Below are 23821 nucleotides of genomic sequence, written 5' to 3' on the forward strand. Positions count from 1 at the left end.
TCGGCGCGACCGGCCGGGCGATACGTCCCCCTGGCCCGGGACGACACAGGTGGCCGGGTTAGCGTGACGCAATGTCGACGAACCCGGCCCCGTTTCCGCCGCACGCGGCGCGGCCGGGCCTGGTCACCGCCGACCCCACACGCGACAGCGACCGGGTGCTGGTCGGGCTCCTGGTCGGCGGCGCGCTGCTCGTCGCCGGCTGGGGAGTACACCAGCTCACCCAGCACGCGCTGCCCGGCTCGGCGGGCCGGTACGACGCGGGCGCACGCCTGTGTGGGCTCGTCGCCGGGTATCTCAGTGCCGCGCAGGTCCTGCTGGCGGCTCGACTGCCCTGGGTCGAGCACGCGGTGCCGGTCCATCGCATCCGGACGATCCACCTCGGCTGCGGGCTGGCCTTCCTGACGCTGACGACCGCGCACGCGGCGCTCGCGATCGCGGCAAACGGCGCGTCGGTGGGGACGTCGTTCGCCTCGGCACTGGTCGGCGTGACGTTCGGCCTGCCGTATGTCTGGCTGGCAATGATCGGCCTGGCGCTGCTGCTGGTCGCGGGGATCAGCTCGATTCCCGTCGTGCGCCGGGCGATGCCCTACGGCTGGTGGCATCTGCTGCACCTGGTCGTCTACCCGGCGATCGCGGTCAGCTTCGCCCACGAGCTGCTCGGGGCCGACCTCACCACGACGCCGGCTCGCGTGCTGTGGACGGGTCTACACCTCGTGGCCCTGGCCGCCGTCTGCTGGTATCGCATCCTCACGCCGGCCTGGCTGACGCTGCGTCACCAACTTACCGTGGAGGCCGTCGAACGGGAGTCACCCGACGTCGTCTCGATTCTGGTGTCCGGGCACGCGCTGGGCGCGGTGGGTGCCCAGCCAGGGCAGTACTTCCGCCTGCGGGCCCTGCGCGGGCCGATGTGGCGGCATTCGCACCCGTTCTCGCTGTCCGCGGCCCCAAGCGGTGACCGTCTGCGTTTCACCGTCAAGGCGGTCGGCGACTACAGCAATGCCATGGCGCGTCTGGAACCGGGCCGCTGGCTGCTGGCCTCCGGTCCCTACGGCGCGCTTACCGCGCGGGCGCGGACCCGACGGCGCGTCCTGCTGATCGCCGGCGGGATGGGTATCGCCCCCCTGCGCGCCCTGTTGGAGGGCCTCGAGGCCGCCCAGGATGAGCTCACACTCCTGTACCGCACAGAACGCGCCGACCAGGTGATCTTCCGCGAGGAGATCGACGAGCTCGCCCTGCGACGCGGCGCGACCGTGCACTACCTGACCGGAGCGTCACCGCCCGGCACCGGCACCGACGTCGATCCGCTGAGTCCACGCCGGCTGGTCGCGCTCGTCCCCCATCTCGTCGACCACGACGTCTACGTCTGCGGGCCGCGCGGCATGGTCACCGCCGTCACGCGCGCGCTGCGCGCCGCCGGCCTCGACTCCCGCCGCATCCACACCGAGACCTCGGCCCGCTGAGGCGCCCGGCGCCGGCTCGCCGCTCAACCGAGGAGGTCAACGCTCCTCACCCGTTCACCAGCCATTCCGAAAACCACGACCCTGACCGCGGTTTCGGAACTGCCCGACCGATCGTCCCGCTCCGGTGTCCCGCTCCCGCATCCACTGGCCGTTTCCGACAACTACACATCCGCGGCAGCCGTCACCTTCCCGCACACCGCCGGGAGCGCGGCGCCCGTCGCGGCGCACGTGACGGGCACCACCCGACGTATCACCACGATCGGCGGTCTGGTCGCCGGCGTCGCGCTTCTCGCTGCCGTCGGCGTCGCGATCGTCCGACGCCGCCGCGGGCGCACGCCCTGACTGTCCGGGTGAACCGCACCCTCGCCTATGACAGGGGCACACTCAGCCCACGAGCGCGGCGCGGCGATGGCGAGAGGGATTGACAGAGTTAGTGAGTGGCCACTACCTTACGGGCATGGCGACGAGGACAGCCGGCGGCACGCGGATGAGCGCCGAGCAGCGGAGGGCGAGCGTGCTCGCCGCCGCGATCGAGGAGTTCGCCCACGGTGGCCTGACCGGCACCTCCACGGAGGCCATCGCGGCGCGGGCCGGCATCTCCCAGCCCTACCTGTTCCGGCTGTTCCCCACCAAGAAGGCCCTGTACCTGGCGGTCGTGACGGACACGTTCCGGCGGACCGCCGCCCAGTTCGAGCGGGCGGTCGGCGAGCTCACCGGCGCGGACGCGCTGGAGGCGATGAAGCTCGCCTACGGCGAGCTGCTCGCGGACCCCACCTACCTGCTCACCCAGATGCACGCCTACGCCGGCTGCTACGACCCGGACGTGCGGGTCACGGCGCGCGACGGGTTCCGTGGGCTGTGGACCACGATCCAGCGCGTCACCGGCCTGCCGACCGAGGACGTCCGCACCTTCTTCGCACACGGCATGCTGATCAACGTCGCCGCGTCGATGGACCTCGCGTCCTTGGACGAGCAGTGGGCGCAGGCGATCTGCTCACCGCCGGACACGACGGCCGGCGCGACCTCCCCCGGCTGATCCTCGCCACCACCCCTACCTGACTGACCGGCTCCGGACGGGCTGTCACAGCCCCCGGGGCCGGCGCGACGACAGCAATCCCAGAAGCTAGTGATCGCTCACTACCTCCTGGAGGTAGTGAGTACTCACATCGAGATGGAAGGAGTACCGGTCATGACCCGACGCCCGAACACCGTGTGGACCCTCGTCGTGACATCCCTGGCCGCGTTCATGGTGTCCCTGGACAACCTGGTGGTCACCACGGCCCTGCCGAAGATCAGGGCGGACCTCGGTGCCGGCCTGGAGGGGCTGGAGTGGACGGTGAACGCCTACACGCTGCCCTTCGCGGTTCTGCTGCTCACCGGCGCCGCGCTCGGTGACCGGCTCGGCCGTCGCCGGGTGTTCCTGGCCGGCCTCGCCGTGTTCACCGTGGGCAGTGCCGGGGCGGCGCTCGCCCCGTCGATCGGCGCGCTCATCGCCGCCCGCGCCGTGCAGGGCGTCGGCGCCGCGTTCGTGCTGCCGCTGACACTGACGCTGCTCGCCGCGGCGGTCCCCGAGAACCGCCGCGGCGCCGCGCTCGGCATCTGGGGCGCCATGACCGGGCTCGCGGTGGCGGTCGGACCGCTGATCGGCGGCGCCGTCACCGAGGGCGCCAGCTGGCAGTGGATCTTCTGGGTGAACGTGCCCATCGGGCTCGTCGCGCTGCCGATCGGGCTACGGGCGCTGGCCGAGTCGCGGGCCAGCTCGTCCCGTCTCGACCTGACCGGGGCCGCCCTGGTCAGCGCTGGCCTGTTCGGGATCACCTTCGGTCTGGTCCGCGGCGAGAGCCACGGCTGGACGAGCGGCCCGGTGCTCTCCGCGCTGGTGCTCGGCGCGCTCGGCGTGGCCGCCTTCGTCGCCTGGGAGCTGCGGGTCGCCCGGCGTGGTGGGGCGCCGATGCTGCCGATGAGCCTGTTCCGCATCCGCGGCTTCTCCGCGGTGAACGCCACCGCGATGCTGTTCTCGCTGGGCATGTTCGGCTCGATCTTCCTGCTGGCCCAGGCACTGCAGAACGTCTACGGCTACTCGCCGCTGCAGGCCGGCGTGCGCACCCTGCCGTGGACAGCGATGCCGCTGCTCATCGCGCCGCTCGCCGGTCCGGTGTCGGACCGCATCGGTGGCCGACCGCTGCTGGTCGCCGGGCTGATCCTCAACGCGACCGGGCTGGCCTGGATGGCCACGGTGCTCTCCGCGCACATGTCCTACACCTCGCTGATCGGACCGTTCGCCGTCTCCGGTGTCGGCATGGCACTGTTCTTCGTGCCGATCGCGACCGTCGCGCTGGGCGTCGTACCCACCCGGTTCCAGGGGGTTGCCTCCGGCGCCAACAACGCCCTGCGTGAGCTCGGCGGCGTGCTGGGCATCGCGGTGCTCTCGTCGGTCTTCTCGGCCCGCGGCGGCTACGCGTCGCCGGCCTCCTTCATCGACGGCACCCGGCCCGCGCTGTGGCTGGGCGTGATCGCCGTCGGGATGGCGCTGCTGGCGGCGCTGAGCATCCCCCGCGGCGGCGGCCTCGCGGCGGGCACCGCGGTCGAGGACGCGACCGGTGTCGGCGAGGTCGAGCCCGGCTCCGCCGCCCGCGGGGAGGCCGTTCCCGCCGCCGCGGTCTGACGGCCCGCACGATGATCCACTGGGGTTCCTCGCCGGGGCGGCTCGCCTCGGCGAGGAACCTCGCTGTCATGTTTGAATCCGAGGCGCAGTGGGCGTGGCCGGCGCGTTCCGCGGAACGCAGACCCTGATCAGTGATTCGCCGGCCCGCTGGTGACCCGCGGTCAGGCGGCGCGGGCCGGCGGGTCGTCGGTCAGACCGCCGCTCGAACCACCCGAACCACCACCCGAACCGCCCGAGCCACCGGGCCCGCCGGAGCCCGGCTGGCGGTCGAAGGGTCCGGAGCGTGGATCGGTGCCGCCGTCGCCGGACGCGTCGGAGGTGAACGGTGCGCCCGGGGTGAGCAGACAGTAGTCGCCGTTCTCCTTGCCGACCTCGTAGGACTCCCGGCTCGTCGAGCCGCGGCTGCGCTGCACGTCGACCTGCACGTCGCGGACCGTCTGGGCCGCGCTGGGATGGCGGGTCTGCACGCCGCGCACGGCGAAGGCGGCGACTCCCCCGCGGATGCCGTCGAACGCCCGCATGATGACCCCGAACTCGGCCGCGGACCGGCCGTTGCGCACCGAGCCGCAGAGCCGGCCGTAGGCGGCGTCGTACTGGGCGGAGCGCACGTCGGTGAGGTAGGAGCGCACGGCGCCTGCCGGACCGTCGTCGGAGCGGCGCAGCAGGACCAGGCCTGCGGACCCGGCGCCGATGGCCACCACGAGCACGACGGCGAGGGGGATCACCCAGCGAGGCGTCCCCCGACGGTTCGACGCCGGCGGCGGCCCCGACGCCCAGCCGGGACCGCCCCAGCCTGTGGGAGGCGGGCCGCCGCCGGGTCCGGCGGGGCGCGCCAGGCCGCCGGGCACACCGGCGGGGCCGGCCGTACCCATGGGGCCAGCGGGACCGGGAGCGGCGGGGACCGGTCCCGGGACCGGCATACCAGGACCGGCCGGGCGCCCGGCGAACGCCGCGGGAGCGGACAACGGCTGCCCCGGCCGAGGCGGCCCCGGCAGGGACGCTCCGAAGGGGGCTACCGGACGCGGTGGAACCGGCGGAACCGGCGGGAAGACGACCCCGGGTGGGCCGCCGGCGACGGGCGGGGCGGCGGGCGGCGCCCCGGCTGGCCAGGCCGCCGGACGGGCGCCCGCGCTCACGTTCGCGCCGGGCGGCCCGCCGCCGGAGCGGAAGGCCGCGGGTGGTGGCGGTGGGCCCCAGCCCGGCGCGGGGTGGGCACCCGGCACGGGGGGGGCACCCGGCGGTGGGGCGGCCGGCGGCGGCTGTGCCCAGGGACTGAGCGGGCCGGTCGACTCCGTCGGATCGGCGCCCTCGGCGCCCCGCTCCCGCCGACCAGACGGGTACTCACTGCCCTGGCCGTTCATGTGACTCCCTCGTGACGCGGCCGGCCCACCGGCACCCGACCCGGTCGGCTACCGCCGCTCATCACATCATCCTGCCCGTGTTCGTCCGATACGGGCAGTCCAGATCGGACATCCGACTCGCAGTCGCCGGTCCGGGTCATAGTGCCGCCAGCCGGCCCCGCACCGCCCTGACCAGGCGTTACCAGGCGCCGCGGCGACCAGCGCGACCAGTTGCGTCATCCCCGCGCGGCGGTGCCGCGCAGCGGGTCCGCGGCCTGGTCCACAGCTGCCGGCAGGCCCGGTCCGCCACCATCACCGCCATCGCCGCGCTGGCGCGCGTCGCCCCGCCCGCGCAGGGCGACGCCGACCGCCGCCCACACCAGGTCGGCGACCGTGGCCAGCAGACGGGCGACCAGAGCGACGAGGGTGGCCGGTCCGCCGGCGATCGCGGGCGCGAGCGCGAGCACGAGAACCGCCTCCCGCACCCCCGCCCCCGCCGGCACGACCAGCACGAGGAAACCCGCCGTCCAGGCCAGCGCGTACGCGCCGGCGGACAGCAGCAACAGCCGCGCGCCGCCGACGTGCGGATCGAGATCGCGCACGAGCAGCCAGGTCGCGAGGCCATACCAGCAGAAGCTGACGAGCAGCCAGCCCGCCCCGGCCGCGATCGGGCGCAGCGTGAGCGGCTCGTCGAGCGGCGCGCGGCGCAGCAGCCGGAACGCCAGCGCCAGCAGGCGCGACAGTACCGGCGGGGCGAGGACGACGGCGAACACCGGCACCGCGGCCAGCGCCCACCAGTAGCTCGCGAGCGCCTCCGCCGAGACGAACGGCAGGGTCACCGCGGCGGCCAGCCCGCCGCTGGGCACCGCGAGGGCGAGGACGACGAGGCTCGCCGACGCCGCCTTCGGCCGGGAGACGCCGTAGTCGCGCGACAGCTCCATCTGGGCGAGGACCGGCCACACGCTGCCGGGGATGTACTTGCCGATCTGCCCCACGAAGAAGATCCGCACCGCCGCGCGCAGCGGCAGTCGGGCGCCGAGCCCGGCGAGCAGCGCCCGCCAGGACAGCACGGTCGTGCCGACGGCGAGCACCGTCGCGACCCCGGAGGCGATCACTCCACCGACGGTGAGCAGGTGGAAGGACTCGCGCACGTCCCGCCACTGGCTGACCAGGGCGAGCGCCAGCAGGCCGAGCGCCAGCAGCAACGCGCCGCGCACGAGCCACCAGCGCGCGCCGCGCCGGCCGCCGCGCGCCCCCGGCGAGGACGGCGGCTGCGACGGAGCGGGCGCGTCCGGCGCGGACGCGTCCGGCGCGGACGGGTGCCCCGGCGCGTTCAGCGCGGATCGGTGCCCCCGCGCGTTCAGCGCGGACTGCTGCTCTGCCACCGGGCCAGCCTAGGCCGCGCTGGCCGCCGTCGGCCCGGCGACCCCGGGCCGGCCGCGCGGGCCCAGGGTTGCGCGGGCCCGCTCCAGGCGGGACGACCGTGACCCCGCCGCGCCCGCAGGGGCGGCGGGGCCACGGCTTCGTCAGTGCGCGTCAGCGCTTGTCGGCGACCTGCTCCCCGGTGCGCCGGGCACCGGGCACCGGGCTCGCGGCGGCGTCCGCCGGGGCGTCCTCGAGGGCGGGCTGGCGCTTCGCGATCGCCTCGACGACCTTGCGGGCGAGGTCCTGCGGGGCAAGCCCGACCTCGGCGAGGATCTCGTCCCGCTTGGCGTGGTCGAGGAACTTCTGCGCGATGCCGAAGTCCCGCAGCGGGACGTCGACGTCGGCGTCGCGCAGCAGCTGCGCGAGCGACGAGCCGACCCCGCCGACCCGGCCGTTGTCCTCGACGGTGACGACGAGGTCGTGGTCGCGGGCGAGGTCGACCAGGGCCGGCGGCAGCGGCTTGACCCACCGCGGGTCGACGACCGTGATGCCGATGCCCTGGCTGGCGACGAGGCGCGCGACCTCCAGGCAGGGGGTGGCCATCACGCCGACCGCGACCAGCAGCACCTCCCGGTGCTGGGCGACCGCGGGCGAGCGGAACAGCACATCGACCCCGCCGACCGTGTCGATCGCCGGGACGTCCTCGGCGACCTTGCCCTTGGCGAAACGCACCACCGTGGGGTGGTCGGTGGCAGCGACGGCCTCGCGCAGCTCGGCGCGCAGGGTCGGCGCGTCGCGCGGCGCGGCGATCGCCAGGCCGGGCACGACCTGCAGGAACGACATGTCCCACATGCCGTTGTGCGACGCGCCGTCCTCACCGGTGACCCCGGCCCGGTCGAGCACGAACGTCACCGGCTGGCGGTGCAGCGCGACGTCCATGAGGACCTGGTCGAAGGCGCGGTTGAGGAACGTCGCGTACAGGCACACGACGGGCTTGAGGCCACCCATCGCGAGGCCGGCGGCGGAGGTCACCGCGTGCTGCTCGGCGATGCCGACGTCGAAGACCCGGTCCGGGTAGGCCTTGGCGAACGAGCCGAGGCCGACCGGCTGGAGCATCGCGGCGGTCAGGGTGACCACGTCGGGCCGCTCGGCGCCGATCTGGACGATCTCGTCGGAGAAGATGCTCGTCCAGCTGGTCGTCTTGGACGTGGACTTCGCCTTGCCGGTGGCCGGGTCGATGACGCCGATGCCGTGGAAGTTGTCGGCGTCGTCCTGCTCGGCCGGCGGGTAGCCGAAGCCCTTGCGGGTGACGCAGTGGACGATGACGGGGCCACCGAAGCTGCGGGCGCGGCGCAGGGCCGACTCGACCGCGACGACATCGTGCCCGTCGACCGGGCCGACGTACTTGAGGCCCAGGTCCTCGAACATGCCCTGGGGCTGGACGACGTCCTTGATGCCCTTCTTGATGCCGTGCAGCGCGTCGAACAGCGGCGCGCCGACCAGCGGCGTGCGGCCGAGGACCTGTTTGACGACGTCGAGGACCTGCTCGTACTCGGGCGCGAGGCGCAGGGCGGCGAGGTGGTCGGCGAGGCCGCCGATCGTCGGCGCGTAGGACCGGCCGTTGTCGTTGACGACGACGACGACGGGCCGGTCGTCGGCCGCGATGTTGTTCAGCGCCTCCCAGCACATGCCGCCGGTGAGCGCACCGTCGCCGACGACGGCGACGACCGCCCGGTCCTCCCCGCGCAGCGCGTAGGCGCGGGAGAGCCCGTCGGCGTAGGACAGGGCCGTCGAGGCGTGCGAGTTCTCGATGATGTCGTGCTCGGACTCCGCCTGGCTCGGGTAGCCCGAAAGGCCCCCCCGCTGGCGCAGCCCGCCGAAGTCATCCACCCGACCGGTGAGAATCTTGTGGACGTAGGACTGGTGTCCGGTGTCCCACAGGATGCGGTCGAAGGGCGAATCAAACACTCGATGAATCGCAAGCGTAAGCTCGACAGCCCCGAGATTGGGGCCGAGGTGACCCCCGGTACGCGCGACGGCGTGAATGAGGAAATCACGGATCTCGGCCGCCAGGGTGCCGAGCTCCTCATGGTCGAGGCGCTTGACGTCCTGGGGACTGTTGATCGTGGACAGAAGCGACACGGCGTGAACTCCCTCTCCCGAAAGGGGATCGGTCCGGGTCCGGCAAAGTCTACGCAGGTCAGCAGGGGGCCCGCAGACGCCCTGACGACATGTGAGTTCCTCGCGGAACGCGGGGCAATAGGTGTCGTCAGGGTAGAATCAGCCTCCCGCTTGCCCACTATTGGTCGGGATCCGGGCACGCAGACGTGTCGCCGGCCCCGGCGTGGCGTGCGAGCGACACGCCGCGGCGACCGGGTGGCGCCGCAGCCGAGCGGCCCGCACCCAGAGGCCCGCCGCCGACTACTCGGCGCTATTTGCCCGACGCTGGCAGTTCGGTGACGCGCGGCCGCAACAGCGCCACACACTCCACATGGTGCGTCATCGGGAAAAGGTCGAACACACGCAGCGAGACGAGTTCGTAACCAGCGGTCGACGCCGCCGCCAGGTCCCGGCCGAGGGCGACCGGATCACATGCGACGTAGGCAACGGCACGCGGGTGGTGGGCGAGCAACGCGGCCATCACCGCGGGCCCCGCGCCCGCCCGCGGCGGGTCCAGCACCGCGACGTCGACCCCACCCCGTGACGTTCCGGACTCGTCCGATGACCGGCCGCCGACTACCCCGCGCACCGTCGCCGGGGTGACCCGCACCCCACGCAGCGACACCTGGGGCAGGTCAGCGAGGTTGTCGGCCGCCGCGGCGACGGCCGCCGCGTCCGACTCCATCGCGACGACCCGCCCGCGCGGGCCGACGTCGGCGGCGAGGAACGCGGCGAACAACCCCGCCCCGGCGTACAGGTCGAGCGCGGTCTCTCCCGGCCGCGGCCGCAGTGCCGTCCGCACCGCGTCCACCAGCACCTCCGGGGCGGCGGGGTGTACCTGCCAGAACACCTCCGGGCCCACGGCGAAGCGCCGCTCCCCCACCACCTCGACCACCCGCACACCCGGCGGCCCGTCCGGGCCGGGGCCGGGACGCACGGCGACGGCCACCTGCCGCGTCGCCGGGCTCACGGCCACCTCGACCGCGTCGGCGCCGGGGAAGCGACGGCCGGCCACCGCGTCGAGGAGCAGCGGATGGGCGATGCGGCAGTCGGGGGTCGCCAGGACCAGGTGGGAACGGCTGGCCCGCAGCCCGATCCCGCCGTCCTCGGTCACCGCGAACCGCATCCGGGTCCGCCAGCCCAGCCCGCCAGCCCCCGGGTCCGCACCCACGCCTGTGCCCGTGTCCGCGCCTGTGCCCGCGGATCCGACGGGCGGCGGCCCTTCGACGACGACGGGGACGTCCAGCCCGGCGAAGCGGCGCAGCGACTCGGCGACCACGGCGGCCTTGCCGGCCCGCTGGGTCGCGAGGTCGGCGTGCTGCCAGTCGCAGCCCCCGCAGGCGCCGGGTCCGGCGTGCGGGCAGGGCGGCTCGACCCGGCCGGGCGCCGCGGTGAGGATCTCCACCGCGTCGGCCCGCCAGTAACGGTCGTGGGAGGCGTCGGTGACGCGGGCCCGGACCCGCTCGCCGGGCAGCGCGTGCCGGACGAAGACCACCCGGCCGCCGGTCCGGGCGACGCAGAACCCGCCGTGCGCGACCGGCCCGACCTCGAGGTCGAGCAGGGTTCCAGGCGCGGCCGACGAGGCCAGCGCGCCGGTGCCGGCGCCCGAGGCCGGAGCGGATCGGCGCGGCCGGCGGGTACTCACGTCCGCTCCGCGGGTCCGGACCCGGGGGCGGCGGTGGACGTGGCCGACCCGGCGGTCGAGGTGGCCGATCCAGCGGAGCTTGCGGCCGATCCGGCGGAGCCCGTGCCCTCGGCGGAACCCGGCGCCGCGGTGCCGGCGGGGGTGCCGCCGGGCCCGGAGACGGCGGACGGGCCGGGCAGGGCGGCCCGTCCGCGGCGCACCGCGCCGGCGCCGGCGCCTTCCCGGCGCTCCTCGACCCGGGCCGACGACGCCAGCTGCCAGGGCACGCTGGTGACCATCACGCCGGGCTGGAACAGCAGCCGCGCCTTGAGCCGCAGGGCGCTCTGGTTGTGCAGCAGATGCTCCCACCAGTGCCCGACGACGTACTCGGGGACGTAGACCGAGACCACGTCGCGCGGGCTCTCCCGTCGGATGCGTGCCACGTAGTCGAGCACTGGCCGGGTGACCTCCCGGTACGGGGAGGCGAGCACGACGAGGTCGATGGTGATGCCGCGTTCGGCCCAGGCGGCGCGCAGCCGGTCGGCGTCGGCCTGGTCGACCGCGACGGTGACAGCGACGAGGCTGTGCGGCCGGGTGGCCTTCGCGTAGGCGAGCGCGCGCAGCGTCGGCGCGTGGATCTTGCTGACAAGCACGACGCCCCGGATGCGCGAGGGCAGCGTGGGCGGCCCGGGCTCCGGGGTGAGCTCGACGGCGACCCGGTCGTAGTGGCCACGGATCCCCCGCATGATCACGAAGATGATCGGGATCGCCAGGCAGACGATCCACGCCCCGTGGGTGAACTTGGTGACCAGGACCAGGACGAGGACCGTGCCGGTCAGGCAGGCGCCGAGGAAGTTGATCGTCTGCGAGCGGCGGAGGCCCCGCCGGCTGGCGGGGTCGCTCGCCCGCGGGTCGTCCTCGTCGCGCAGAATGCGCGCCCAGTGCCGCACCATCCCCGCCTGGCTGAGGGTGAACGAGATGAACACCCCGAGGATGTAGAGCTGGATCAGCTGGGTGACCTGCGCGTCGAACACGACGATGAGCAGCACCGCGAAGCTCGACAGCAGCACGATGCCGTTGGAGTAGGCGAGCCGGTCGCCGCGGGTGTGCAGCTGGCGGGGCAGGTAGCCGTCGCGGGCGAGGATCGAGCCGAGCACCGGGAAGCCGTTGAACGCGGTGTTCGCGGCGAGCATCAGGATGAGCGTGGTGACCGTCGCGATGTAGGCGAACCCGATCGAGCCGTGGCCGAACACCGCCTCGGCGACCTGGGCGATGACAGTCGGCTGGTCCCCGTGCGCGCCGAGCAGGTCCTTCGTGTGCTCGGCGACGTGCACGTCCGAGATGAGCGCCAGCGCGGTGACGCCGGCGAACATGGTGACCGCGATGAGGCCCATCATCAGCAGCGTCGTCGCGGCGTTGCGGCTCTTCGGCTTGCGGAACGCGGGCACGCCGTTGCTGATCGCCTCGACGCCGGTGAGCGCGGTGCAGCCGGAGGCGAACGCCCGCAGCACGAGGAAGGCCAGCGCGAAGCCGGCGTAGTCGTGCTCGGCGACGACCGTGTACCCGGCGCTCTCGGCCTGGGGGGTGTGCCCGAGCGCCGCCTGCACCAGACCCGTGATGATCATGACGAAGACGCCGGCCACGAACCCGTAGGTCGGGATGGCGAACGCCGTCCCCGACTCGCGCACGCCGCGCAGGTTGATCATCGTCAGCAGCACGACGATGATCACCGCGATGAGGACGCGGTGTGGAGCGAGACCCGTCACCGCGGATGTCAGGTTGGCGACACCCGCCGACACCGACACCGCGACCGTCAGGACGTAGTCGACGAGCAGGGCGCAGGCGACAAGCAGCCCGGCACGCGGCCCGAGGTTGGTCGAGACGACCTCGTAGTCACCGCCACCGCTCGGATAGGCGTGCACGTTCTGCCGGTAGGAGGCGACCACCGTCAGCATCAGCACGATGACGGCGCCGGCCAGCCAGGGCGAGACATGGTAGAAGGCCAACCCGCCCAGCGACAGGACGAGCAGGATCTCCTCGGTCGCGTAGGACACCGAGGACAGCGCGTCACTGGCGAAGACGGGCAGAGCAACCCGTTTGGGAAGCAATGTCTCCCCGAGCCGGTCACTCCCGATCGGTCGACCGACAAAACCGCGCTTGAGGCGGTCCGTGAGCGCCACGCGGCGATGCTACCGACGACGAGAAGCATCACACACAACTGTGACGTGGCACACATAAGCGCAGGTCGGTCGGACCACGGCGCCCGGCGGGCCACCAAGTTCCGCATACGGAGAGTTCCCGGGACGATCCGCGCCGCCGGCGGCGGATACCGCTACTCTCAACTCTCGTGCATGTCGTGATCCTCGGCTGCGGCCGGGTCGGCTCCGCCCTCGCCCGCGCCGCCGAGCGCCTCGGCCACTCGATCGCGATCATCGATCAGGACGCGGCGGCCTTCGGCCGGCTGCCCGCCGACTTCGCCGGGCAGCGCGTGACGGGCGTGGGCTTCGACCGTGACACCCTCGTCGAGGCGGGCATCGAGCGGGCCGCGGCCTTCGCCGCCGTCTCCAGCGGTGACAACTCCAACATCATCGCCGCCCGGGTGGCCCGCGAGATGTTCGGGGTCGAGCAGGTCGTCGCCCGCATCTACGACCCGCGCCGGGCCGAGGTCTACGAACGCCTCGGCATCCCCACCGTCGCCACCGTGCGCTGGACCCGCGACCAGATCCTCGGCCGGTTGCTCCCCGAGGCCGTGACCCCCCAGTGGTCCGACCCGTCGGGAACGGTCATGCTCACCGCGGTCCCGCCCGGCCCGGCCTGGGTCGGGCGCAAGGTGCGGGAGGTCGAGGAGACCGCGGGCGTGCGGGTGGCGTGCGTGACCCGCTTCGGCGAGGGGGTGCTGCCCGACGCGCGCACCCTCGTCCAGGATGGCGACGTGCTGCACGTCGCCGTCGTGAAGGCGCGGGCCACCGAGGCCGACCTGGTGCTGCGCCGCGGTCCGGAGGAGGGATGAGCATGAGCGCGCGCCGAGTGGTGATCGCGGGCGCCGGCAAGGTGGGCCGCTCGATCGCGGCCGAGCTGCTGGACAACGGGTCCGAGGTGCTCATCATCGAGCGCGACCCCGCCAAGGTCCGCACGGACGCCGTGCCCGGCGCCCGCTGGCTGCGCGCCGACGCCTGTGAGCTGTCGCAGCTCGACGCGGCCGGGCTCAACGACTTCGCGGTGCTCGTCGCCGCCACCGGGGACGACAAGGTGAACCTCGTCGTCTCGCTGCTGGCGAAGACCGAGTTCGGGGTGCCGCGGGTCGTCGCCCGGGTGAACCATCCCAAGAACGAGTGGCTGTTCACCGAGTCCTGGGGGGTGGACGTCGCGGTGTCCGCGCCGCGGCTGCTCACCGCGCTGGTCGAGGAGGCTGTCAGCGTCGGCGACCTGGTACGGCTGATGCGCTTCCGGCAGAGCGACGCCTCCCTGGTCGAGCTGACCCTCGCCGAGGAGTCGCCCATCGCCGGGCGGCGGATCAGCGAGATCGAGCTGCCCGCCGACACGGCGCTGGTCGTCATCCTGCGCGACGGCCGGGCGGTCATCCCCTCCCCCGACGCGGCACTGGAGAGCGGCGACGAGGTCCTCGCCGTCGCGACGACCAGCGAGGCCGAGGAGGAGTTGGCCGCCCTGCTCGGGCCGCCCCCGTCGGCCGCGTCCGACTGAGCCGCCGCTGCCGCTGCCGCTGCCGCTGGCCCGGCCCGGCCCGGCCCGCCGGACTGTCGCTACGCGGTCAGCGAGGCGGATCCGCCGGGGCGGTGACGCCGCCGCCGGGCCCGTCGGCGCGGACCGCGTCGCCGTGGACCACCTCGCCCTCCACGACCATCCCGCCGGCCGGGTCGGCCGGTTTCGGCGGCAGCGGGGCGAGGCGGCGCACGATCGCGAAGCTGGCCAGCACCGCGACGCCGAACAGCGGCAGGCCGAGCGCGATGTTCGCCGCGGCGAGCCAGCCGGTCCGGTCGGCGAGGTAGAGCACGCCCTGCACGGCGAAACGCAGGCCGAACACGACCGCCCAGATGAGCGTCGCCCAGATCGCGGCGCGCCGCTGGCGGCGGTCGTCACGCCAGCCGGCGTAGCGGGTGTCGAGCCCGGCCATCAGGTAGCCACCGATCGGCCGGCGCACCGCCACCGAGAGCAGCGCCACCACCGTGCCGAGGGCGTTCTTGGCGATGCCGGGCAGGAAGAAGCCCTTCGCGTCGCCGGTGCGCGAGGCGACGAACGCGGCGAACCCGACGGCGAACAGCCCGCTGAACGTCTGCTGGATCGGCTCGCGCCGTACGATCCGCAGCGCGAGCAGGGCCACGGCGGTGGCGACGGCGACCACGATCCCGGCGGTCAGCCCGGCCTGGGAGTTCACCGTCACGAACGCGACGGTGGGCAGGGAGCTGTCGAGAATCCCCCGGGGCCCGCCGATGGCCTCGGACATCGACATCGGCTGGGCGTCGGGGGCGGGCAGTCGTGGCATCGTCGGTGAGGATCCTGTCGGTGTGGGGCCGGCCCCCACCGCGGGGCTCAGGCGCTGGCGGAGGAGACCGGTAGCAGTTCGTACCGCGGGTTGAAGATGTTCGGACGGTCGTCCTGCAGCGTCACGCGGCCCGAGGCCTTGACCGACGCACCGGCCCGCAGCCCGGGAATGTCGCGGCGGCCCAGGAAGACCAGGGTCACGGTGCCACTGCCGTCGTAGATGTCGACCTCCAGGGTCGGTGCCCCGGAGCGCGCGCGGACCGTCACCGCCTGGATGGTACCCGCGACGCAGATCTCGTCCCGGTCGCGACAGCGACTCATCGGTGCCGCGCCGCACGCCGCGGCGGCGGCCTGGAGATCCTCGGCGTCGAGCTGGCTCGTCCCTGCCGTCAGCCTGTGGAGCTTGCGCCCCCACCAACCGCGTGGCTCGCCCACGGCTCCTCCGATCACGCGCGAGCACCTCTGCCCGGGCACGTCTGATGCAACGAATGGCCGAGGCTCAGTGTGCCCGCGCCAAGCCGCACGATCGAGCGATCCGCGGACGAATACCCAGCGTGCACGCAATGTGCCGGCGCGTCGTGATCGGGCGGCGTGTCGGTGCCGGCTGGCCACCGCCACGCCGACCGCGTCCGGCCGGTGGGCACCGCCACCGACCAGGCGGCGCACCTTCGGGGGGACCGTCAGCGCACCACCGTGCGCAGGTCAGCGGAGCTCGGCGGTGCGCACCGGCGGAACGGGCATCTGCGGACGCCCGCTCGTCGCCGACTCGGAGCTGCCCCCCGGCCCGTCCGGATGGTCGGCGACCTCGCGCGGCAGGGTCAGCGGCAGCGGGTCCCGCACCGGCATCGCGCCGTCGCCGCGGGCCACGACCAGCTGCCGCAGCGTCTCGTCCAGCAGCGGCGCCGAGCCTGGATCCCGCCCGGCGGCACCCGTCACCACCGCGCGCACGAACCAGCGCGGGCCGTCCACCCCGATCATCCGGGCGGGCACGGACTCGCCGGGCTGGCCGGTCGGCAGCCGCATCCGCAGCTCCCGCCCGAACGAGCCACCGGCCTCGGCCCCGCCGCTCGCCTCGATCGTCTCGAAGATCTCGGCACGCACCTCGTCCCACAGGCCGCGGCTCTTCGGCGCGGCGAACACGGACAGCTCCATCGCGCTGCGCCCGTCGGTGACCACCACCGTCAGCGGCTCGCCGGTCGCCTCGTCGACCTGGAACTGCACCTGCACCCCCGGCAGCGCGGGGATGCGCAGCGCACCGAGATCAAGTCGGTGCAGCTCGTCGTCCGGCGCCTCGCTGACGTCATACGGCCCGTCCGCGATGCCCGGCGCCGACCGACCGGGCGACTCCGACCGCGTGTCCTCGTTGTCCTGCGCACTGCTGTACCCGTCGGAGTCCCTGCGCTCCGCGGAATCCTTACGCCCCCGGCCGAACACCAGCGGCCTCCCTTCCCGTCGCCCCGGCGGCTCCCGCGCCCGCACCGGCACCGGCACCGACCTCGGCGCCCGAACCGTCCGAACCGTCCGAACCGTCCGTCGGGGCGACACCAGCCGTCGACCCGGAACCAAAACCGCCTGTGGAGCCGAAGCCCCCGACGCCGCGCACCGAATCCGGCAGCTCCGCGACCTCGCGGAAGACGGCGTGCTCCACCCGCTGCACGACAAGCTGGGCGATCCGGTCGCCCCGGCGCAAGGTGATCGTCTCGGATCGATCGGTATTGATCAGAACAACCTTGATTTCTCCACGGTAGCCGGCATCGACGGTCCCCGGCGCGTTGACGAGGGTCACGCCGTACCGGGCGGCCAGGCCGCTGCGCGGGTGCACGAACGCCGCGTACCCCTCGGGTAGCGCGATGGCCAGGCCCGTGCCGACGACGGCCCGCTCCCCCGGGCCGAGCGTGACGTCGCTCGCGGCCACCAGATCGGCGCCGGCGTCCGACGGCTGGGCGTAGACCGGCCCCGCCAGCCGCGGGTCCGTGCGGCGCACGAGGACCTCCACCCGGCCGGGTGGGGCCGGGGTCGTCGGATCGGTGGCGGACATCGTTCTCCTAGCTGGCAACGGTACGCTCGGTCGACAGGACGGGCGGACACGGACGGGACGGGGGCGGGGCGGGCGGCGCCGGCCGGTCACGGTGCCGACCGGATCGCCGCCCGTGCCGGCGGCATGTCCCACGATCCGCGAGTTGCACCATAGGCCATCCCGGTCGGGCCACCCCGCGCCCGGTGCCGGCGACGCCGCCGGTGGCCCGTCCGGGTCACCGATGACCCGAATCGATCCCCTGCGCCGCGCCCCGTGACCGTCGCGTGATCGGATAGGGAGGCCGACGCGATCGGCCTGGTGGAGCTGGAAGTAACCGGCCGTGCCGGGGTAAGCAGCAGACGGGCGGGCCGGCGCGGTCCGCACCGGAGAACGAGAGGTGTGGGGTGGCGAAAGCGGCATCGAAGCTGGGCTGGAAGGTCATCGGCGGCGCGGCGACCGCGCTGGCGGGGACGGCCGCCAGCAAGGGGGTCACGGTGGCGTACCGCAAGATCCGCAAGTCCGACCCGCCGGTGAACCCGGCCGACCCGGACACCGCCCTCTCGGAGGCGATCGCGTGGGCAGCGATCTCCGGGCTCGCGATCGGACTCGGCCGGCTAGCCGCCGAACGGGCCGCGGCGCGCACCTGGGCGCGGGCGACAGGCTCCCCGCCGCCCGGCATGCTGCGCCCGGAACTCGAGACCGCCGATTAGGTCGCGTCTCGGGTTGCGACCTTCGCGGGTGTTGCCGCGACGGTTCGCGGGTAATCCGTGTCGCATAATCTCGGGCAAAACGGATGGGGAACCGCGAATTCGCGACACGGTGCCGCTGTCCCCCGCACACACCTGCGGGAAGCGCGCCCGATACGCGGCTTATGCGGAGCGGCCTAACCGGTCCCGGGCCCAGCAGGACCACCGAATCCCACCCAGACTCGTTCTACAGGGTGCGGCGTCCTTTTCGTCGACCGCCGGGGTTGTCAGCAGGCACGATGGGACGAACTGACCACGATCGCTGGGAGACCGGGATGGCCGTGTACGCCCTGGGGGACGCCGTCCCCGACATCGACCCGACGGCCTTCGTCCATCCGGACGCCACCGTGATCGGCACGGTGACGATCGGCCCCGGGACGACGGTGTGGCCGCGGGCGGTGCTGCGCGGGGACTACGGCTCGATCGTCATCGGCGCCCGCACGTCCATCCAGGACGGCACGGTGATCCACGCGACCGAGCACCTGGGCACCGTGATCGGCGACGACTGCACGGTGGGCCACCTCGCCCATCTGGAGGGCTGCGTCGTCGAGGACGGCGCGCTGATCGGCTCCGGCTCGATCGTGCTGCACCGGGCCCGGATCGGGCGGGGCGGCCTGGTCGGCGCCGGGGCCGTCGTCGTGGGTGGCACCGAGGTGCCGGCGGGCGGGCGCGCGCTGGGGCTGCCGGCGAAGGTGCTGCCCGGCGGTGCCCCCGCCGACTACGCGGCGACCGCCGCCGCCTACGTCGCCAACGGCGAGCGCTACCGCAAGGAGCTGCGCCGCCTCGACTGACCCTCCCCGGCCACGCACCGCGCGTTCCGCGGCACGCAATCCCTGATCAGCGATGCACGACGCATTCCGCGGAACGTCTGGTGGACGGTCGCGTTCCGCGCGATGCGCGGCTCAGTGGACGGGGTCGGATCGGCCGGTGTCGATCAGGCGAGGTGGCGCAGTTTGTGGGGGTTCCCGACCATGTTGATCTCGACGATGCGGCCGTCGACGATGTGTAGGGCGCCGACGTAGCGCAGCGCATCCCCCTCGAAGGCGGCGAAGCCGGGCTCGCCGTTGACCTCGACGAGCTCGAACCTCGTCGGCAGCTCCGCCTGCCGCAACCCCTTGTCCACGATGCCGAGGACGAAGCGCGCCACCTTGTCCGCGCCGGCGATCGGCCGCCGCGCCGCCTTGACCAGGCCGCCGCCGTCGGAGCGCAGGACCGCCTCCGGGTCGAGCACCGCGAGCAGACCGTCGAGATCGTCCCCGGCCGCGGCGGCGAAGAAGGCGTCCGCGACCCGCCGGTGCTCCGCCGGGTCCGGATCGAAGCGGACGGCCCGGTCGCGGACGTGCCGGCGGGCCCGGCTGGCGAGCTGGCGGGCCGCGGCCGGGGTGCGCCCGGTCGCCTCGGCGATCTCCCCGAACTCGTAGCCGAACACGTCGTGCAGGATGAACGCGGTTCGCTCGGCCGGGCTCAGCGCCTCCAGCACGACCATCATCGCGAGGCTGACCGACTCGGCCAGCGTCACCCGGTCCGCCGGATCGGCCGGCAGCTCCCCGCCGCCGGACGCACCGCCTACCGGCACGGCCACCCCGGCGACAAGCGCCGCGTCTGCGATCGGCGCGCCGACATCCACACTGCCCCCGGCACCAGCAGCCACACCACCGCCCGCCGCGCCCCCGTCGCCGGCGAGCCCCGGGACGAGCGGCTCGGGCAGCCACGGCCCGACGTATCCCTCCCGGCGGCCCCGCGCGGAGCGCAGCTGGTCCAGGCACAGCCGCCCGACCACCACGGTCAGCCAGGCCCGCAGATCGTGGATCTGCTCCGGATCGACCCGCCGCAGCCGCAGCCACGACTCCTGCACGACGTCCTCGGCATCGGCGACCGACCCGAGCAGCCGGTAGGCCACCGCCCGCAGATGCCCCCGCTCCGCCTCGAACGCCTCGGCCAACGACACCGCCCCCTCGGCCGGGTCGGACTGGCGGCTGGGGTCATCGGTCGGCATCATCGCTCCTCCGGTAGGACGCGCTGGACGGCATCCTTACCGGAGACGAGCCGGGTGGCCTCCGTGTGACATTCCAGCCGCGGGCCGGTCAGGCGAGGGTGACGTCGACGGTGAGGTCGCCGGTGGCGGTGGGGTCGAGGGTGAGCTCCTGGATGCCGCCGGCGCTGCGCAGGTCGGCGGCGGCGGCGTCGACGAGGGCGACGGTGTCGGCGTCACCGGCGATGCGGGCCTGGGCGACCTCGGCCTTCATCGACACCTTGGCCGCGGACTTGGCCCGGCGCACCCCGGACAGCGCGGCGCCGACGGCGTCGAGCAGCTCGGGCCGGCCGCCGTCGGCGAGCTTGCGGATCTCCGCCGCGTCCGGCCAGGTCGCCCGGTGCACGGAGCCGTCCTGCCACCAGGACCAGACCTCCTCGGTGACGAACGGCAGCACCGGGGCGAACAGCCGCAGCAGCGCCGAGAGCGCCACCGTCAGCGTCGCCCGCGCCGAGTCCGCCCCGGCGGGGCCGAACGAGCCGTAGGCCCGGCCCTTGACCAGCTCGACGTAGTCGTCGCAGAACCGCCAGAAGAACGACTCGGTGAGCTCCAGCGCCCGGGCGTAGTCGTAACCGTCCAGCGCCGTGGTGGCGGCGTCGACGACCTCGGCGAGCGCGGCGAGCAGCGCCCGGTCCAGCGGCTCGCTGACCGGCGCGGTCATCGATCGGGCCGCGCGCGGTGCGGGCGCGGCGGCGTCCGCGGGCGTGGCGGGCGGGATGCCGGCGGCCTGGGCGGCGGGACCCTCGCCGGCGCTCGTGGCGCCACCGCTCGCGGCGTCGGTGGTGAGGCCGAGGGCGAAGCGGCTGGCATTGAGGATCTTGATGGCGAGGCGGCGACCGGTCTTCATCTGGCCGACGTCGTAGGCGGTGTCGGTGCCGGGGCGCCCGGAGGCGGCCCAGTAGCGGACCGCGTCGGAGCCGAGCTCCTCCAGGATGGCCATCGGCGTGACCACGTTGCCCTTGGACTTGGACATCTTCTTGCGGTCCGGGTCGAGGATCCAGCCGGAGATCGCCGCGTTCGACCAGGGCAGCACGCCGAACTCGGCGTGGGTACGGACCACCGTGGAGAACAGCCAGGTCCGGATGATCTCGTGCGCCTGGGGGCGCAGATCCATCGGGAACACCCGGGCGAACAGGTCCGGGTCGCTCTCCCAGCCCGACGCGATCAGCGGGGTGAGCGACGACGTCGCCCAGGTGTCCATCACGTCCGGGTCTGCGGCGAATCCGCCGGGCATGCCGCGCTGTTCGGCCGTGTACCCGGGCGGGACGTCGCTGGACGGGTCGATCGGCAGGGACGCCTCGTCCGGGACGATCGGCTCGTCGTGGCGCGGCGTGCCCTCCGCGTCGAGCGGATACCAGACGGGGAAGGGGACGCCGAAGAACCGCTGCCGGCTGATCAGCCAGTCGCCGTTGAGCCCGTCGACCCAGTTCTCGTAGCGGACCCGCATGTACTCGGGATGCCAGCGCAGCTCCCCGCCGCGGGCACGCAGGTCGGCGCGCAGCGACTCGTCCCGGCCGCCGTTGCGGATGTACCACTGGCGGGTCGTGACGATCTCCAGCGGCCGGTCGCCCTTCTCGTAGAACTTGACCGGATGGCTGATCGGCCGCGGCTCGCCGCGCAGCGCGCCGGACTCGGTGAGCAGCTCGACGATGCGCACCCGGGCGGAGTGCACCGTCTTACCGGCGAGCTCGGCGTAGTGGCCGTGCCCCGACTCCGAGGTGATCGCCGCCGGCGCCTCGGTGACGAGCCGGCCGTCGCGCCCGACGACGGCGCGCGCGGGCAGTTGCAGCTCCCGCCACCAGATGACGTCGGTGAGGTCGCCGAACGTACAGATCATCGCGATGCCGGATCCCTTCTCGGGGTCGGCGAGGCGGTGGGCGACGACCGGAACCTCGACGTCGAACAGCGGCGTGCGCACCGTCTGCCCGAACAGCGCCTGGTAGCGCGGGTCGTCCGGGTGGGCGACGAGGGCCACGCAGGCGGGCAGCAGCTCCGGCCGGGTCGTCTCGATGATCACCGGCTCGGCGGCGGCGTCCGGCCGCGGGAAGGCCAGCGTGTGATAGGCGCCGGGGCGCTCGCGGTCCTCCAGCTCGGCCTGCGCGACGGCGGTGCGGAAGGTGACGTCCCACAGCGTCGGCGCCTCGGCGAGGTAGGCCTCGCCGCGGGCGAGGTTACGCAGGAACGCCCGCTGGGCGACCGCGCGCGCACCGGTGTCGATCGTCGCGTAGGTGCGCGACCAGTCGACGGACAGGCCCAGGCGGCGCCAGAGCTCCTCGAAGCCCTTCTCGTCCTCCAACGTCAGCTGCTCGCAGAGGTCGACGAAGTTGCGCCGGGAGATCGGCAGCTGCTCCTTGCCGGGCTTCGCCGGCGGGGTGAAGTCCGGGTCGTAGGGCAGCGACGGGTCGCAGCGCACGCCGAAGTAGTTCTGCACCCGGCGCTCGGTGGGCAGCCCGTTGTCGTCGAACCCCATCGGGTAGAAGACCTCACGGCCGCGCATCCGCTGGTAGCGGGCGATCACGTCGGTGTGGGTGTACGAGAAGACGTGGCCGACGTGCAGCGAGCCGCTTACCGTGGGCGGCGGGGTGTCGATCGAGTAGACCTGCCCGCGCTCGGCCGTGCGGTCGAAGGCGTAGGTGCCCTCGTCCTGCCATACCGCCGACCAGCGTGCCTCGATCCCGTCCAGGCTGGGCTTCGCGGGGACCCCGGCGTTCGCGGGAGCCGTGCGCGTCGATCGTTCCGTGCCGTCTGTCGCAACCACAGGACGATCCTACGGGCGCACCGATCGTGCTCACGACGCCGCGTCCCGCCAGAGCCACGCGAACGGGACGCCGTCGAGGGTGGGGAAGGGTGACGGCTCTCACGGTGGGAGGCCTTCGCCCGGAACGGCCGCTTGGCAGGATTGGGCCGAGGGGAACCCTCTCGCCGGCAGCCGCCGTCGCAGTCGACCGGCGGCGCCGCGTCCGAGCCGTCTGTCATGCCTGAGCCCTGGAGCGCCGCCCGATGAGCGATCTGCCCGATCCGGACGTCCTGCTCGACATCGCGTTGACGATCGCCCGTGAGGCCGGCGAGCTGCTCGCCCGCGGCCGCGAGGGCGTGGTCGCCGCGGAGACGACCAAGTCGTCGCCCACCGATGTCGTCACCGCCCTCGACCGGGCCTCGGAGGCACTGGTCGCCCGCCAGCTCGACGAGCTGCGCCCGGGCGACGGCCTGCTTGGCGAGGAGGGCTCCGACTCGGCCGGGTCGACCGGTGTGCGCTGGATCGTCGACCCGCTCGACGGCACCGTGAACTTCCTGTATCGCCTGCCGAACTGGGCGGTCTCGATCGCGGCCGAGGTAGCCGGGGAGGTCGTCGCGGGCGTCGTGCACGCCCCGGCGCTCGGCACGACCTACACGGCGACCCGCGGCGGTGGCGCGTTCCGGGACGGGGTGGCGCTGAGCGGTTCGGAGGTGACGACGCTCGGGGGCGCGCTCGTAGCCACCGGCTTCGGCTACACCGTGTCCCGGCGCACCGCCCAGGCGGCGGTGCTCACCCGAGTGGTCCCTCGGGTGCGCGACATCCGCCGGATGGGAGCGGCGTCACTGGACCTGTGCGCGGCCGCCGGCGGCATCGTGGACGCCTATTACGAGCGCGGCCTCAAGCCCTGGGATCACGCGGCGGGCGGCCTGATCGCCGCCGAGGCCGGCCTGCGCGTCGGCGACCTGCGCGGCGGCCCGGCCAGCGAGGAGCTCACGATCGCCGCCCCGCAGGCGCTGTTCGGTCCGCTCGCCGCGTTGCTCGCCGAGCACCCCGCGGCCGACCGCGACTGATCCGACCCCACACCGCGGGGCGGTGAGAACGGGCGCTGCCCGGCGGCGGCCCCGGGCCATCGCGGTCAGACGCGGCCCCGCTCGGCGAGACGCGCGGCGGCCGAG

At 74.0% G+C, this 23821-nt stretch carries 19 protein-coding genes; 8 read left to right on the forward strand and 11 right to left on the reverse strand.

The genetic code is table 11. The features are described 5' to 3' along the window. Window positions 1-71: 71 nt before the first annotated feature. The 3 genes from AC6EXY_RS05520 (at window position 72) to AC6EXY_RS05530 (ending at window position 4125) form a co-directional block, all read left to right on the forward strand. On the forward strand, window positions 72-1460 hold the full coding sequence (locus AC6EXY_RS05520) for a ferredoxin reductase family protein (RefSeq protein ID WP_101830383.1): 1389 nt from the start codon (window positions 72-74) through the stop codon (window positions 1458-1460). Between the two features lie 457 nt (window positions 1461-1917). Then, complete coding sequence (locus AC6EXY_RS05525) at window positions 1918-2496, forward strand: TetR/AcrR family transcriptional regulator (protein WP_101830384.1); 579 nt, start codon at window positions 1918-1920, stop codon at window positions 2494-2496. 153 nt (window positions 2497-2649) lie between these two features. Further along, window positions 2650-4125: a DHA2 family efflux MFS transporter permease subunit gene (locus AC6EXY_RS05530; RefSeq protein ID WP_101830385.1), complete on the forward strand. Its 1476-nt coding sequence runs from the start codon at window positions 2650-2652 to the stop codon at window positions 4123-4125. A gap of 161 nt (window positions 4126-4286) precedes the next feature. Here the strand turns inward: AC6EXY_RS05530 and AC6EXY_RS05535 are convergent, their stop codons facing one another. From AC6EXY_RS05535 to AC6EXY_RS05555, 5 genes are all read right to left on the reverse strand, one after another. Continuing rightward, window positions 4287-4850, reverse strand: a complete 564-nt coding sequence (locus AC6EXY_RS05535) for a hypothetical protein (protein WP_499816688.1) — start codon at window positions 4848-4850, stop codon at window positions 4287-4289. 851 nt (window positions 4851-5701) lie between these two features. After that, complete coding sequence (locus AC6EXY_RS05540; RefSeq protein ID WP_243407455.1) at window positions 5702-6682, reverse strand: lysylphosphatidylglycerol synthase transmembrane domain-containing protein; 981 nt, start codon at window positions 6680-6682, stop codon at window positions 5702-5704. 319 nt (window positions 6683-7001) lie between these two features. Beyond that, on the reverse strand, window positions 7002-8972 hold the full coding sequence (gene dxs / locus AC6EXY_RS05545) for a 1-deoxy-D-xylulose-5-phosphate synthase (RefSeq protein WP_499816687.1): 1971 nt from the start codon (window positions 8970-8972) through the stop codon (window positions 7002-7004). 289 nt (window positions 8973-9261) lie between these two features. Further along, window positions 9262-10635 (reverse strand): class I SAM-dependent RNA methyltransferase, encoded by a 1374-nt coding sequence (locus AC6EXY_RS05550; protein WP_101831609.1) that lies wholly within the window; start codon window positions 10633-10635, stop codon window positions 9262-9264. After that, the gene (locus AC6EXY_RS05555; protein WP_101831610.1) at window positions 10632-12794 is read right to left on the reverse strand and encodes an APC family permease; all 2163 of its coding nucleotides are present in this window, start codon (window positions 12792-12794) and stop codon (window positions 10632-10634) included. Before AC6EXY_RS05555 ends, AC6EXY_RS05550 begins: the two co-directional genes overlap by 4 nt. A 176-nt stretch (window positions 12795-12970) precedes the next feature. Between AC6EXY_RS05555 and AC6EXY_RS05560 the strand changes: the two genes are divergently transcribed. Both AC6EXY_RS05560 and AC6EXY_RS05565 read left to right on the forward strand, forming a co-directional pair. Further along, window positions 12971-13624 carry a potassium channel family protein gene (locus tag AC6EXY_RS05560; protein ID WP_499842304.1) on the forward strand — a complete coding sequence of 218 codons (654 nt, stop codon included), beginning with the start codon at window positions 12971-12973 and terminating at the stop codon, window positions 13622-13624. 2 nt (window positions 13625-13626) lie between these two features. Further along, on the forward strand, window positions 13627-14316 hold the full coding sequence (locus AC6EXY_RS05565; protein WP_101831612.1) for a potassium channel family protein: 690 nt from the start codon (window positions 13627-13629) through the stop codon (window positions 14314-14316). 67 nt (window positions 14317-14383) lie between these two features. Here the strand turns inward: AC6EXY_RS05565 and AC6EXY_RS05570 are convergent, their stop codons facing one another. The 4 genes from AC6EXY_RS05570 to dut all read right to left on the reverse strand — a co-directional run bounded on the left by AC6EXY_RS05570 (window position 14384) and on the right by dut (window position 17152). After that, entirely contained in the window at window positions 14384-15115 is a 732-nt protein-coding gene (locus tag AC6EXY_RS05570; RefSeq protein WP_499816686.1) for a DUF3159 domain-containing protein, read from the reverse strand. 47 nt (window positions 15116-15162) lie between these two features. Further along, window positions 15163-15549 (reverse strand): OB-fold nucleic acid binding domain-containing protein, encoded by a 387-nt coding sequence (locus AC6EXY_RS05575; RefSeq protein ID WP_101831614.1) that lies wholly within the window; start codon window positions 15547-15549, stop codon window positions 15163-15165. A gap of 267 nt (window positions 15550-15816) precedes the next feature. After that, complete coding sequence (locus AC6EXY_RS05580) at window positions 15817-16548, reverse strand: DUF3710 domain-containing protein (protein WP_423748065.1); 732 nt, start codon at window positions 16546-16548, stop codon at window positions 15817-15819. Next, a complete protein-coding gene (gene dut, locus AC6EXY_RS05585) occupies window positions 16529-17152 on the reverse strand; it encodes a dUTP diphosphatase (RefSeq protein ID WP_499816685.1) in 624 nt (207 codons plus the stop codon). Before dut ends, AC6EXY_RS05580 begins: the two co-directional genes overlap by 20 nt. Before the next feature lie 383 nt (window positions 17153-17535). On the opposite strand from dut, the gene AC6EXY_RS05590 reads away from it, so the two are divergent. Further along, window positions 17536-17841: a DUF4235 domain-containing protein gene (locus AC6EXY_RS05590; protein WP_499816684.1), complete on the forward strand. Its 306-nt coding sequence runs from the start codon at window positions 17536-17538 to the stop codon at window positions 17839-17841. Window positions 17842-18152: 311 nt separating this feature from the next. Beyond that, the gene (locus AC6EXY_RS05595; RefSeq protein ID WP_101831601.1) at window positions 18153-18668 is read left to right on the forward strand and encodes a gamma carbonic anhydrase family protein; all 516 of its coding nucleotides are present in this window, start codon (window positions 18153-18155) and stop codon (window positions 18666-18668) included. A 143-nt stretch (window positions 18669-18811) separates the two neighbouring features. On the opposite strand, the gene AC6EXY_RS05600 is transcribed toward AC6EXY_RS05595, so the two are convergent. Beyond that, window positions 18812-19873: a sigma-70 family RNA polymerase sigma factor gene (locus tag AC6EXY_RS05600; protein WP_279354617.1), complete on the reverse strand. Its 1062-nt coding sequence runs from the start codon at window positions 19871-19873 to the stop codon at window positions 18812-18814. An 88-nt stretch (window positions 19874-19961) separates the two neighbouring features. After that, entirely contained in the window at window positions 19962-22667 is a 2706-nt protein-coding gene (gene valS, locus AC6EXY_RS05605) for a valine--tRNA ligase (protein WP_101831603.1), read from the reverse strand. Between the two features lie 242 nt (window positions 22668-22909). Between valS and AC6EXY_RS05610 the strand changes: the two genes are divergently transcribed. After that, on the forward strand, window positions 22910-23716 hold the full coding sequence (locus tag AC6EXY_RS05610; protein ID WP_101831604.1) for an inositol monophosphatase family protein: 807 nt from the start codon (window positions 22910-22912) through the stop codon (window positions 23714-23716). Window positions 23717-23821 lie beyond the last annotated feature (105 nt).

Source organism: Frankia sp. RB5 (genome assembly GCF_059816245.1).